This window comes from Cognatazoarcus halotolerans, from assembly GCF_009800965.1.
GTDB classification, from domain to species: Bacteria; Pseudomonadota; Gammaproteobacteria; order Burkholderiales; family Rhodocyclaceae; genus Cognatazoarcus; species Cognatazoarcus halotolerans.
Genome location: NZ_WUAF01000012.1, coordinates 59,751 through 73,236 on the forward strand (window position 1 = coordinate 59,751; position 13,486 = coordinate 73,236).

The window sequence follows — 13,486 nt, forward strand, 5'->3', positions numbered from 1 at the left end:
CGCCGCAATTGCGAAAAGAGGATCCGGTCCGCCCTTCCCGCCTGATCAGAACTGGATGCCGGACTTCTCGGCAACGGTATGCATGTCCTTGTCCCCGCGGCCCGAGAGATTCACCAGAATGATCCGGTCGGTGGACAAGGTCGGAGCGAGCTTGGCCGCGTAAGCCAGCGCGTGTGACGACTCCAGAGCCGGAATGATGCCCTCGAGTCGGCAAAGATCATGAAAGGCCTTGAGCGCTTCGGCATCGGTGATACCCACATACTCTGCACGGCCGCTGTCCTTGAGCCACGCGTGCTCGGGACCGACCCCGGGATAATCGAGGCCCGCTGAAATCGAGTGGGTTTCGATGATCTGCCCGTCTTCGTCCTGCAGCAGATAAGTCCGATTGCCATGCAGGACACCCGGCCGACCGGCGGAAAGTGATGCCGCGTGACGACCGCTTTCGATGCCGTCACCCGCCGCCTCTACGCCCACCAGTCGCACATCGGGAAAATCCACATATGGGTGAAAAATACCAATCGCATTCGATCCGCCACCAACGCAGGCCAGGACATAATCCGGTTGCCGGCCCGCCAGTTCGGGCATTTGTTGCAGGCATTCCCTGCCGATCACAGCCTGAAAATCGCGCACCATCATCGGGTAGGGATGGGGTCCAGCGACGGTGCCGATGATATAGAAAGTGTCACCGACGTTCGTGACCCAGTCGCGCATTGCTTCGTTCAACGCGTCCTTGAGCGTCCGGGATCCCGACTCCACCGGAACCACCGTTGCACCGAGCAGCTTCATCCGGTAGACGTTGGCGGCCTGACGTTTGACGTCCTCGGAGCCCATGTAGACCACGCACTCCATACCGTAGCGGGCAGCGACCGTTGCAGTCGCCACACCATGCTGGCCCGCCCCCGTCTCGGCAATGACCCGTCGCTTCCCCATTTTGCGCGCAACCAGGGCCTGACCAATGCAGTTGTTCACCTTGTGCGCACCGGTATGGTTGAGATCTTCGCGCTTCAGGTAGATCTGAGCGCCTCCGAACTCGTCGGACATCCGGCGGGCGTGATAGATTGGGCTCGGTCGCCCCACGTAATGCTTGAGTTCGTACTCGAATTCGGCCTTGAAGGCAGGGTCGGAAAGGCACTCCGCATATACGGTACGAAGCTCTTCCAACGCAGGAATCAGCGTTTCGGAGACAAAAATGCCGCCATACGGCCCGAAGTGACCGCGCGGATCCGGCATGTTGTAGGGTATATCAGCCATCTGCATCTCGTACTCCGGCAACAAAGCGGGCAATCTTTCCTGCATCCTTGATTCCCTTGGCACACTCGACCCCGCTTGAGACGTCGACCGCCACAGGTGCAACCCGACGGATGGCGTCGCCCACATTCTCCGCATCGAGACCGCCAGAAAGAATCAGGGGTCGTGCAAATCCGCGGGGAATCAGTCCCCAGTCGAAGACCTTGCCCCCCCCCCCGTAGCCTTCGACAAATGCGTCAAGCAGAAAACCGCGTGCACTCGGGAAACAAGCCGCGTAGTTTATCAGATCAAGGTCTTGCCGCATTCTGGCCGCCTTGATGTAAGGCAGTCCATAACGCAGGCAATCCTCCTCGCACTCATCGCCATGGAACTGGAGTAGCTGAAGCGGAACCGTGCGCATCACTTCACGCACCCATACCGGTTCCGGATTCACGAAAAGCCCCACGATCGTTACGAACGGCGGAACGATCGTGCAAAGCGCACGTGCCTGCTCCGCGCTGACTGCACGCGGACTGGGCGGATAGAAGACAAGACCGATCGCATCCGTACCGGATGCAACGGCTGCACGTACATCTTCCGGCCGTGTCAGGCCGCAAATCTTGATTCTGGTTCGGGTCAAATGATCTAGACGAGCGGTATTTGGGGCCGGCAGATGATACGCCCATCGTCCGGCAAGGGCCAATGCGGTGGATACTCGATCCCGCACAGATAAAGACCATCGGCCGGAAAAGTCGGTGCGGCAGCCCTGCGATCACGCTGCTGTAGCAAGTCAGCCATCCAGCCGGGCTCCTTGCTGCCCCGCCCGATATACACGAGCGCACCGACAAGGTTGCGCACCATATGATGGAGAAACCCGTTTGCAGCGAAATCGAAGACCAGGAAATCACCACATCGCTCGACCGCAGCATGATGCATTCGGCGAATCGGCGTGCGCCCCTGGCAACGCGCCGCACGAAAGGCTGAGAAATCGTGATCCCCCACAAGCGCCGTCACCGCATCAGCCATGCGACCGACATCCAGTGGCGTGTGAAACCAGCCCACACGCCCTGAAAGCAAGGCCGGGCGGACCGGCCGGTTCAAGAGGAAATACCGGTAATGCCGCCGATATGCGGAAAAACGGGCATGGAACCGATCATCGACCGCGTGAGCCGAGCGTACTGCGACCGAAGGACCAAGATTACTGTTTACGCCACGCACCCAGGCGCTGAGCGGGCGCCGCGAATCAGTATCGAAATGAACCACCTGAACCGTCGCATGCACACCGGTATCGGTACGACCCGCACAGGAGGTGACTACCGTGTGGCCTGCGATTGCGGAGATGGCCCGGTCGACCTGATCCTGGGCAGTACGACCATGAGACTGACTCTGCCAACCCTCGAAGACCGAACCGTCATACTCCAGGCAAAGTGCGATTCGACTCAAAGTATCCACCAACACAAAATAAACAACGGTACAACCCAAAGCAGATCGCCGGCCCTCAAGGGCTTCTGATCCAATTGCACAGAGGGCATCAGCAGCACTCCCGTGGGTTGAAGCCATGCCCGCCAGCCGCCGTCTGCGGGGACTTGCGCAAGTTCGAGAACCAACGACAACCTGACGGCAAGCCGCTCCGGCGACAGACCGACGATCCGCAATGGTCCCAGCAGCGTCACCATGCCGCCAACCAGTCGTGACGGCTTCATTCGGGCAAGCAGAATGGCGACCAAGGCGATCACGCACATCAGGCGACCGAGATGAATCGCAGCAAGCTCAAGACCTTCGAGCGTCGGTGAGAGCGACGGAAGATCCCGAAGGAGTGCGGTTCCAGGTGAAAAGAAGGCAAAAAGCACGAAAAGCGCGATAAAAAGAAAACGGCTACGTTTCAAGAGCTTTGCAAGTGCATTTCCGGGGCTGCCGAGCGCGACTCCGAACAGAAGACACAGGGCAAGCAGCAATGCAAATCCTGAAAGACGCTGGACACCGACGACAGCCAATGCCCAGTACGCAAGCCATATCGCGGGATTCAAACCGCGGGCCGGGTCGTGTCCGACCCGCGAAAGCTGCACTCAAAGACGCTCGAGAATCGCACGGGCCTGGCTCTGGTGCGCTTCACCGCCCTCCTTCAGTACTTCCTCCAAGAGCTCCCGCGCACCATCTTTGTCACCCATCTCCTCATAGGCGCGGGCAAGCTCCAGCTTGGTCGCGATACCTTCCTCGTCGCCTTCCGACTGCAGATCGATATCCGGCTGATCCGCGCCTTCAATATCGGGCATCGGTGTTTCGATCTCGGGCAATGCCAGAGGAGCACTCTCCTCGTCAGCTTCCGCTTCCACGCCACTTTCGGGCGCCTCGAGATCGAGATCGATCGAAGAAAGATCTAGCATCGTGGCTTCGGTCGTGGGCTGCGTTCCAGTCGACTCGGGCTCGAAATCAAAGTCAAGCAGGGTGCCGTCGAAGTTGCTCTTCTCCAGATCAACCATGGCCACGTCATCGTTGTCCAGGGCATCAACCGGCGACACCGACACAGTTGCGGCAAGGTCCATCGGTTCGGTCTGGCTTGCATCCGTTTCCGCAACATCTAGGTCGAAATCGAGCCCGACGGAGTCACCCAAGCGTGCCTCTTCGGCCTCCACCTCAGCAAGAGGATCTCCCTCAACCAAAGTCTCGGCCAAGTGGCTCTCCGCATTGGCGTCAGAAACACCTGCATGCGCGGGTGCGTCTTCGGCAATGTCGAGGTCGAACTCAAGCGCCGAGGAAATTCCAACCGAATCGTCCTCTCCGACGGGAATTCCGACATCAGTAATCTCCTCGGTGGGTGCATCGCCGAGGTCGAGATTGAAATCGATGTCGCTACCCTCCATCGGCGCCAGCCCCTCACCGGGCGATTGCGGCGAAGCAACGCCAGCGGCCGCGGATTCACCATCGACGAACTGATTTAGATCGCCGGGCATGGCCCAAGTGTCCTTCAACTCGGCGTTGCTGGTCGGCATTTCGGTTACCGAACCCTTCCCGCCTACCTCGGCACCAACGAAATCGAGCGACTCGATAGCCTCGGGCGCGCTTGCGGGCGCCTCCTCGTTGCCAAGCCCTGCACTTCCGGCCAAACCGGCGGCAGCCGCGCTTGCCGTAACTGCCGAGGCGCCCCCCCCCGCCAGTGCTCCTTTCGAACCACCTGCGATATCGGCCTCGACGCCGTCTTCACCGTAAAGCGGATTTGCAGGGTCGAGCTTGCGCCCCATGGCCGCAGCCTTCTGCCAATCCGCGCCCTGCCCCTGCGTCTGTGAATACAACTCGGTGGCAGTATGCTCGAATTGCTTCAGATTCTTTCTCTGCGCGTAGATCTCGAGCAGCTTCAGGTGAACTGCCGTACGAGCGGGATCGGCCTTGAGCGCGTCCAGAAGAATCTCTTCCGCCTGGGCATCTCGTCCATAAGCCATATAGACGTCCGCCTCGGCAACCGGATCGACACCCTCATCGGCGTCGATCGAAGTCATTCCCGACTGGCTGAAATCGGTTTGTATGATGCTGCTGCCCGTATCCACGCTTTGCCCACCGCTGGCGCCGAACACCGAAGCCCCGCCGATCGACAGCTCGGTCGCGACGCCTCCCTGCGACAAGCCCGCAGGTTCGGCAGCCTTGCGCTTGCGGTAGAACCCCCAGCCAAGCAAAAGGGCGAGCAAACCGCCACCAGCAGCAAGATTCAAGGGATTCGAGAGAATCTCGTCGAGGAACCCGGGCTCCGGCGGAGGGGGTTCCGTCGGCGGAGGCGGCTGCACAGACGGTGCCGGCTTGGTCTCGGCAACCGGAGCCGGGGTTTCGGAAGGCGCGGGCTGCGCCGGCGGCACGGTCTCAGACGCAACGGGGCCAGCAGTCCCCTCGGCGACCGGAGGCGGCACCGACTGACCGGATCCGGACGCTGCCACATTTTGCGCAGGCGCGGCCGCCGCTTGCAGCTCGGCCATGCCCTTGCTCTTGAGTTCGATCAATTGCTGCAGCTGGAGAATGTTCTTCTCCAATTCGGCGAGTCGCGCGTTGGCTTCCTTGAGTGCCTTGTCCCGAGCCAGGAGATCTTCTTCAAGCGCCTGCAATCTCGAGCTGTCCGCCGATACCCCACTTCCCCCCTCGGGCGTCTGACTCATCTCCGTCTTGGAAACCCGGACCTGATCCTTGGCCTCCGTTACTGCGTTGGGAGCCTCACTCACCTTTGGCGCAATGCGTCCGCTGCTTTGCTGATCGGCCGGACTCGCCGCCGGCGTCATATCCATGGTCGCTTGGGCAAGTCGCCTGCGATAATCGGCGAAATCCGCTGACTGCGCGACGACTTCGCGGCGAGCCTGGACCTGATCAATGGAACGAACCGCATCTTCGGCTGGCACGCTGAGGATCCGCCCCGCCCGCAATCGGTTCATGTTTCCGTCAAAAGCCGATGGGTTAGCGCGGAACAGTGCAACCAGCATCTGGTCAAGCGACACGCCATCGGGACGGGTCTCCTGGGCGATGCGATTAAGCGTATCGCCCCGCCTGACACGGTAATTGTCCGGCCTTGCCGTGGCCCCGATCGAGCCCCCCGACATCCTCGCAATCGGTGCGACCTGCGGGGCCTGCCTCATCGCCGGCTGGGCGACAGCGCTGACCGGCTTTCCAGGTGAGGCCTGGGCGGGATCGAGCAGGAATGTGTACTCCCGAATCAACCGCCCATTCGCCCAATTGAGCTCGACCATCATGTCGACAAAAGGCTCGTTGATCGGCCTGTCGCTCGACAGCCGAACCACTGCCCCCGAACCACGCCGTTCAATCGCGACACGGATGTCCGACAGAACTGGCGAAATCGCCACCCCCGCCTGCCTGAATTCACTCGCCTCCGGAACCGTCGCTGCGAGACTCTGCAGTTCGTCCGATGTGGCGTTGACCACGATTTCCGCCCTCAGGGGTTGCCCCAAGGCACTCAGTACAGTCAGCCTCCCCATTCCGGCAGCGTGGCTCAAGTAGGGCATCGCGGCTATTGAAGCCGCGACCAGCGAGAGTTTGATCGACTTTTTCATGGTGGCCTTCAAAACCGCGTATTCATGCCGGATTGATTCAGATAATCGAAAATAACATCATGAACTTAGCGTAGCAAGCTGAGAACTCGTGTGAGCAATGACGCGATCCTTGCCCGCATTGCCACTTCCAATACAACTTCTCCGAAGCGAATCCGGCACCGCCGCAGGGCGGTGCGGCAACGACATTCGCTCCGGCCAAAAAAACGCCCGGTGAAGAACCGGGCGCATCGTCGCTTGATCTTCCGGCGCGCATCGCGCCTGAATGTCGTTCAGGCGTCTAGCAAGATCCGGAGCATCCGGCGCAACGGCTCGGCAGCCCCCCAAAGCAACTGGTCGCCCACCGTGAAGGCGGAAAGGTACTCGTCACCCATCGCCATCTTGCGCAAACGCCCGACCGGAACCGACAGGGTGCCGGTCACAGTTGCAGGGGTCAATTCCTTCATCGTGACCTCGCGCTGGTTCGGAACGACCTTGACCCAATCGTTCGCGGTGCCCAGCATGCCTGTTATTTCGTCAAGCGGAACGTTTTTCTTTAGCTTAATTGTCAGCGCCTGGCTATGGCAGCGCATCGCGCCGATGCGAACACACAATCCATCGATCGGAACCGGGCTGGCCCCGCGCCCGAGGATCTTGTTCGTTTCGGCGTGCCCCTTCCACTCCTCGCGGCTCTGACCATTGCCAAGATCCTTGTCGATCCACGGTATCAGCGAACCGGCAAGCGGCACCCCAAAATTGTCGGTCGGGAAATCCCCGGCCCTCATCGTCGCCGCGACCTGGCGATCGATATCGAGGATCGCTGAAGCGGGATCGTTGAGCAGATCGGCCGAAACGCGGTGCAGCATTCCCATCTGATTGATGAGTTCGCGCATGTTCTGCGCACCTGCACCGGACGCTGCCTGATAGGTCATCGAACTGGCCCATTCCACCAGATCGTTCTGGAACAAACCGCCCAGCGCCATCAACATCAACGACACTGTGCAATTACCACCAATCCAGTCGCGGGCACCATTGCCGAGCGCAGACTTGATGACGCCCATGTTTACCGGATCGAGAATGATCACCGCATCGTCTTTCATGCGCAGGGCCGAAGCCGCGTCGATCCAGTGGCCGGCCCAGCCGGCTGCGCGCAATTGCGGATAGATCTCGTTGGTGTAATCGCCCCCCTGACAGGTAATGACGATATCCATTGCCTTGAGCGCCTCGATGCTGCGAGCATCCAGGAGAGCAGGCGCTGCCTTGCCGAAATCAGGGGCGGCACCTCCAACGTTCGAGGTCGTAAAGAATACGGGCTCGATATGGGAAAAATCGCCCTCTTCGCGCATCCGCTGCATCAGCACGGATCCAACCATGCCACGCCAGCCAACCAGACCTACTCGCTTCATCTCTCCACCCATCCAAGTTTATTGATCCCGCCTGCGATCACATCGCGGCCAATACCGCGTCCCCCATCTCCGCCGTTCCGATCTTGCGCGTTCCCGGCTCGTAGATGTCCCCGGTACGCATTCCGGCCGCAAGCACGCCCTTGACCGCCCGCTCGATCCGTACTGCCGCTTCTTCAAGGCCGAAGCTATACCGCAGCATCATTGCCACCGAGAGAATGGTGGCAAGCGGGTTCGCCAAACCCTTGCCGGCAATATCGGGGGCAGAGCCATGACTGGGTTCGTACATACCCTTGTTGTTGCAGTCTAGCGAAGCGGACGGGAGCATGCCGATAGAACCGGTCAACATTGACGCTTCGTCGGAAAGAATATCGCCGAACATGTTGCCCGTCACCATCACATCGAACTGTTTGGGGTTGCGGACCAGCTGCATCGCGGCATTGTCGACCAGCATGTGGCTCAACTCGACATCCGGATATTCGGCCGAAATCTCGATCATGACGTCGCGCCACAGCTGGGTCGTTTCCAGGACATTCATCTTGTCGACCGAACAGAGACGGTGGTTCCGCTTGCGTGCGATCTGAAACGCCACATGGCCGATCCGCCTGACTTCCGACTCGCTGTACAGCATGGTATTGAATCCGACCCGCTCGCCGTCGCGCTCCTCGATGCCACGAGGCTGTCCGAAATAGATGTCACCGGTAAGCTCCCGGACGATCATGATGTCCAGACCGCTGACAATTTCCGGCTTGAGGCTAGAGGCGTTTGCCAACTCGGGATAAAGAATTGCCGGGCGCAAGTTGGCAAACAACTCGAGTTCCTTGCGAATACCGAGCAAGCCACGCTCCGGCCGCAGTTCGCGGGCCAGCACATCCCACTTGGGACCACCGACCGCACCGAGGAGCACCGCGTCTGCCGCCTTTGCGAGCGCCAGCGTTGATTGCGGCAGCGGCCCTCCAGTGGCGTCAACCGCCGCACCGCCAATCAAGGCCTCTTCGATTTCGATCGCCAATCCTTCTCCGCGCAGCAAATCGAGCACGCGCACGGCCTGCACCATGATCTCGGGGCCGATGCCGTCACCGGGCAATACACAAATCTTCATTCCTGTCTCACTTGTCTACTCATCCGGCAGTCCCCGCGTATATCCGAGGCTTCAGGATGATTGGCGCCCGTTCAGGCGAAAAAATAGGGGTGTTCCACTTTGCGTTGCGCTTCGAATGCCCTGATTTTCTCGGCATGGCGCAACGTGAGTCCAATATCGTCCCAGCCGTTCAGCAAGCATTCCTTGCGAAAGGCATCGACTTCGAAGGACAGCACTGAACCGTCCGTGGCACTGACGGTTTGTTCCCGAAGATCGATCTTGAGACGAAAGCCTTCATTCGCCAGACATTGACTGAACAAACCGTCAACGACTGCTTCAGGAAGAACGATTGGCAGCAGTCCGTTCTTGAAGCAGTTGTTGAAAAAGATGTCGGCAAAGGAAGGGCCGATCAACGCACGAAAGCCGTAATCCTCTAGCGCCCACGGCGCATGTTCGCGTGAACTGCCGCAACCAAAGTTTTGCCGGGTCAGCAAAATCTGCGCCCCGCGATAACGTTCAGCATTCAGGACGAAATCCGGATTCAATGGTCTGCTGGCATTGTCCATCCCGGGCTCGCCGTGATCCCGATAGCGCCACTCGTCGAAAAGATTGGGGCCGAACCCGCTGCGCTTGATCGACTTCAGGAACTGCTTCGGGATGATCGCGTCGGTGTCGACGTTGGCGCGATCGAGCGGCGCCACCAAGCCCTCGAGAATTGTGAATGCTTTCATTACTTCACCGCCTTCTGGATGGCCTCACCACCCTTTTCGATATCCTTGCCGATGCCCTGCACCGTATTGCACCCGGCAAGGCCTGAAACTGCCACGATCAGAATCCCGAGAACAAGCTTCATGCCCCGTCCTCTGCCAGCCGCTCGAACGTACGCACGTCGACGAAATGCCCGGTCACGGCTGCGGCCGCCGCCATTGCGGGACTCACCAGGTGCGTTCGACCGCCATTACCCTGTCGACCCTCGAAATTGCGGTTCGAAGTCGAGGCACAGCGCTCCCCGGGCAGAAGGCGGTCCGCATTCATTGCCAGGCACATGGAGCAACCCGGCTCTCGCCATTCGAAACCGGCTGCGACGAAGATCTCGTGCAACCCTTCCGCTTCGGCCTGTCGCTTGACCAGACCCGAACCAGGCACCACGAGCACGCGCTTCACGCGATCGGACTTTCGGCGCCCCCGTGCGACAGCGGCCGCTTCGCGCAGATCCTCGATACGCGAATTGGTGCAGGAACCGATGAACACCTGATCGATCTCGACCTCATTGAGCGGCGTATCCGCAACCAGCCCCATGTAGCTGAGCGCACGCTCCATGCCCTCGCGCCGGACCGGATCCTGCACGCTCGCAGGATTCGGCACCCGTCCGAGGATGTCGGTCACCATTTCCGGCGACGTACCCCAAGTCACCTGAGGCAGCAGGCCTGCCGCATCGATCTCGATCACCTTGTCGAAGCGCGCACCTTCATCCGAGATCAATGTCCGCCAATAAGTCACGGCCTGTTCCCAGTGCGCATCCTTGGGCGCGTAGGGACGACCGCGCAGGTACTCGATCGTGACATCGTCGACCGCAACCATTCCCGCTCTCGCGCCTGCCTCGATCGCCATGTTGCAGATCGTCATCCGGCCTTCCATCGAGAGCCCGCGAATCGTGCTGCCACCGAACTCGATCGCATAGCCGGTACCCCCAGCGGTACCGATCCGCCCGATGACCGCCAGCACGACGTCCTTTGCGGTTACACCCTCCGCAAGCTCGCCCTCGACCTTTACCAGCATGGTCTTGGATTTCTTCTGCAACAGGCACTGGGTCGCGAGCACATGTTCGACTTCGGAAGTTCCAATGCCATGCGCCAGGCATGCAAAAGCACCGTGTGTCGACGTATGGGAGTCACCACAGACCACGGTCATGCCCGGTAGCGTCGCGCCGTTCTCGGGGCCGATCACGTGCACGATCCCCTGGCGCTGATCCTTGAACGGAAAGTAGGCCAAGGCCCCGACCGTCCGGATGTTTGCATCCAGTGTCTCAACCTGTTGCCTCGACACAGGGTCCTGAATACCTTGATCCCAATGATCGGTGGGCGTGTTGTGATCGGCAGTGGCAACAATCGACGACACCCTCCACGGCGCGCGGCCCGCCAGTTTCAGCCCTTCGAAGGCCTGAGGACTGGTGACTTCATGCACCAGATGCCGGTCGATATAGATCAACGCGGTGCCATCGGACTCCTGGTGCACCACGTGGCTCGACCAGAGTTTTTCGTAAAGCGTCTGCGCTTGCATCCAGAACTTCCGAAATTTAGATAATCGACGATTATTTCACAGGGCGGCAAGGAAGAATAGCTGCGCCCAGGCGGCAGGAATTCAGCGTCTGGCGCGCGCAGCCAGATACAGCGGCATCACCTTCGCCGCATACCGCGCGAGATCCTGCTGCCGCGTATCGTGTGAGGGGTGAGTTGAAAGCCACTGTGGCGGCTGCCCGCCTCCCACCTGCTCCATCTTCTGCCACAGGCCAACGGCCGCCCTCGGGTCGTACCCGGCTCGCGCTGCAAGCTCTACGCCGATCCGATCCGCCTCGGTCTCGTGCAAGCGCGAGTTCGGAAGTTCGAAGGTGACCTTGGCAACCTGCCCCATCAGGTCATTGCCGACCTGACCGACACCCAGCAAGGCACCTGCAATGGACACCCCGAGCCCCGTTGCCATCGAGCGCGAGACGCGCTCACGGGCATGCTCGCGCAGCGCATGTGCGATCTCGTGCCCCATGACGGCAGCGATCTCGTCGTCGCTGAGATTGAGACGCTCGATCAGGCCTGAATAGAAGGCAATTTTTCCGCCGGCCATACACCAGGCATTCAGCTCATTGGACTCGATGACATTGACTTCCCAGTTCCAGCGCAATGCATCGGCCCGGAACACGCCGGTCTGCGGCGTAAGGCGAGCGGCGATGGCACGCACGCGCCTCACTTGCCCCGGATCCCGGTTAAGGGCCCGCTTGGCAGCAGCTTCCGCAATCACCTGCTGATACTGCTTCGCCGACGCAGCCTCGATTTCCTGCGAGGAAACGAGCATCGTCTGCTCGCGGGAAACACCAACTGCGCCTGCCTGTGTGGTTTGAATGCTTTGACAACCGGCGCCGAGTCCGGCCGATAACGCAACGAGGGTCGTGACAATGCGTCGTCTTACGATATTCATGCACCAGCTCCTCTTTCATTCGTCTGCTCACCGGAATGCCAGCCGAGGACGATCCAGATCAGTCCGGCCGCGGCAAAAACCGACCCAACAGTGTAAGTCCACGCGGCTCCGATCGAATCCCAGACCAAACCGCTGATCAGTCCGCCCACCATCCCCCCGGCGCCAAAGGAAATACTGCCGTACAGAGCCTGCCCCCTCGCCTGAAGACGTCCCGGAAACCACGCATGGACAGCAGCGATGGCCGCCCCGTGATAGGCGCCGAAGGTCGCACCGTGCAACAGCTGCGCGAAGACCAGTACCACCACCGAATCGACGCCCCAGCCAATCAGCGCGAAGCGCAAGACGGCGCTGGCGAACGCAAACACAAGGATTGCGCGGATCGAAAACGCACCCAGCAGCCGCGGCATCAGGATGAAAACACCAATTTCGGCAATCACGCCCAAGGTCCACATCCATCCGACCAGAGACTTGCTGTACCCGTTCTCTACCAGATAGATCGAATAGAAGACATAGAGCGCACCATGGGCGGCCGACATCAGAAAGCATGCACCCAAAAGGGCACGCACTTCGCGACGGCGCAACACGACTCCAAGACCGACGCCCTCGACGTAAACCACCGGCCGTACGGCCTCAGGCAGAAAGAACGCACACACCACGATCCCCGACAACACCAGCGCAGTCATCCAGAGCAGGGTGTCGATTGGCAGACGATCGAGCAGATACCCGATTGCCAGCACTGCCACGACGAATCCGACCGAACCCCAGGAGCGAACCCGTCCATAAGCACGGGCTCGGTCTCCCAGGTGATTGAAGGTCAGGCCCTCAAAAAGCGGCAGCGCGGCACTCCAGAAAAATGCCATCAAGGCCATCGCGATGAAGATGCCCTCGAAACGGGTCGTAAAGAAGAACACCGCAAAGCCGGCGAGACTTGCGAGCCCGGATAACCGGATGATCGCGACACGGCGACCGGAGCGATCCGATAGCCAGCCCCAGACCACGGGCGCGGCAATACGCATCACCTGCATCAAGGACATCAGCACCGCAATTTCGGTGGCAGAAAAATCCAGTGCCTGCAGGTAGAGCGTAAAGTACGGAGAGAACGCGCCTACAAACGCAAAATAGAAAAAATAGTATGCCGACAGGCGCCAGTACGGAAACATGGGCCGGCATTCTAGCCCGGAAGCTTGACCCGCAGGCCCATCGTCGGGGCGTCGCAAACGAATCGGGCGCCCGGACGGACGCCCGACAATCTATCGGAAGCGGCAGTCAGGCGGACTACTGGCCTTTCAGGATTCCGTAGAGGTCGTCCTTGAGCTTGAGGCGCTGCTTCTTGAGCGCCTCAAGCTCAACATCGGTAGCGAGCTCGGCCAAGGTTTCAACCCGCTGAACGTGTCTGTTGACTTCATGGTATTCGTCGAAAAGTCGCGCAAAGTGCGCGTTCGACACCTTGAGACTGTGAATGGCCTCGCCATATTCCGGAAACTCGTGATGCAGATCGTGTGGCTCAAGAACCATTGGCCTCCTCCTTTTCGATATTTGTCCCCGCGGCGCGAACCTCGCTCCGCATC

The 13,486-nt window shown here is 60.1% G+C and carries 13 protein-coding genes; all 13 read right to left on the reverse strand.

Annotated elements, in window-relative coordinates; genetic code table 11:
• Nucleotides 1-45: 45 nt before the first annotated feature.
• Nucleotides 46-1,257: a tryptophan synthase subunit beta gene (trpB, locus tag GQB03_RS15550; RefSeq protein ID WP_159691365.1), complete on the reverse strand. Its 1,212-nt coding sequence runs from the start codon at nt 1,255-1,257 to the stop codon at nt 46-48.
• Complete coding sequence (locus GQB03_RS15555) at nt 1,244-1,867, reverse strand: phosphoribosylanthranilate isomerase (protein ID WP_159691581.1); 624 nt, start codon at nt 1,865-1,867, stop codon at nt 1,244-1,246. Before GQB03_RS15555 ends, trpB begins: the two co-directional genes overlap by 14 nt.
• Before the next feature lie 5 nt (nt 1,868-1,872).
• Nucleotides 1,873-2,670 (reverse strand): tRNA pseudouridine(38-40) synthase TruA, encoded by a 798-nt coding sequence (truA, locus tag GQB03_RS15560; RefSeq protein WP_159691583.1) that lies wholly within the window; start codon nt 2,668-2,670, stop codon nt 1,873-1,875.
• Nucleotides 2,667-3,293, reverse strand: a complete 627-nt coding sequence (locus GQB03_RS15565; RefSeq protein ID WP_159691368.1) for a CbiQ family ECF transporter T component — start codon at nt 3,291-3,293, stop codon at nt 2,667-2,669. Before GQB03_RS15565 ends, truA begins: the two co-directional genes overlap by 4 nt.
• Nucleotides 3,294-6,269, reverse strand: a complete 2,976-nt coding sequence (locus tag GQB03_RS15570) for a FimV/HubP family polar landmark protein (RefSeq protein ID WP_159691371.1) — start codon at nt 6,267-6,269, stop codon at nt 3,294-3,296.
• Nucleotides 6,270-6,538: 269 nt separating this feature from the next.
• Nucleotides 6,539-7,651, reverse strand: a complete 1,113-nt coding sequence (asd, locus tag GQB03_RS15575; protein WP_159691374.1) for an aspartate-semialdehyde dehydrogenase — start codon at nt 7,649-7,651, stop codon at nt 6,539-6,541.
• Between the two features lie 37 nt (nt 7,652-7,688).
• Nucleotides 7,689-8,750, reverse strand: coding sequence for a 3-isopropylmalate dehydrogenase (gene leuB / locus GQB03_RS15580; protein WP_159691377.1), 1,062 nt, complete (start codon nt 8,748-8,750; stop codon nt 7,689-7,691).
• A 71-nt stretch (nt 8,751-8,821) separates the two neighbouring features.
• Entirely contained in the window at nt 8,822-9,460 is a 639-nt protein-coding gene (gene leuD, locus GQB03_RS15585) for a 3-isopropylmalate dehydratase small subunit (protein WP_159691380.1), read from the reverse strand.
• Nucleotides 9,460-9,582, reverse strand: coding sequence for an entericidin A/B family lipoprotein (locus GQB03_RS15590; RefSeq protein WP_159691383.1), 123 nt, complete (start codon nt 9,580-9,582; stop codon nt 9,460-9,462). The genes leuD and GQB03_RS15590 overlap by 1 nt, the downstream gene beginning before the upstream one ends.
• Nucleotides 9,579-11,009 carry a 3-isopropylmalate dehydratase large subunit gene (gene leuC / locus GQB03_RS15595; protein ID WP_159691386.1) on the reverse strand — a complete coding sequence of 477 codons (1,431 nt, stop codon included), beginning with the start codon at nt 11,007-11,009 and terminating at the stop codon, nt 9,579-9,581. The genes GQB03_RS15590 and leuC overlap by 4 nt, the downstream gene beginning before the upstream one ends.
• A gap of 81 nt (nt 11,010-11,090) precedes the next feature.
• The gene (locus GQB03_RS15600) at nt 11,091-11,918 is read right to left on the reverse strand and encodes a M48 family metallopeptidase (protein WP_159691389.1); all 828 of its coding nucleotides are present in this window, start codon (nt 11,916-11,918) and stop codon (nt 11,091-11,093) included.
• Nucleotides 11,915-13,078 (reverse strand): MFS transporter, encoded by a 1,164-nt coding sequence (locus tag GQB03_RS15605; RefSeq protein ID WP_159691392.1) that lies wholly within the window; start codon nt 13,076-13,078, stop codon nt 11,915-11,917. The genes GQB03_RS15600 and GQB03_RS15605 overlap by 4 nt, the downstream gene beginning before the upstream one ends.
• Before the next feature lie 115 nt (nt 13,079-13,193).
• Nucleotides 13,194-13,433 (reverse strand): YdcH family protein, encoded by a 240-nt coding sequence (locus GQB03_RS15610; protein WP_159691395.1) that lies wholly within the window; start codon nt 13,431-13,433, stop codon nt 13,194-13,196.
• Between the last annotated feature and the right edge of the window lie 53 nt (nt 13,434-13,486).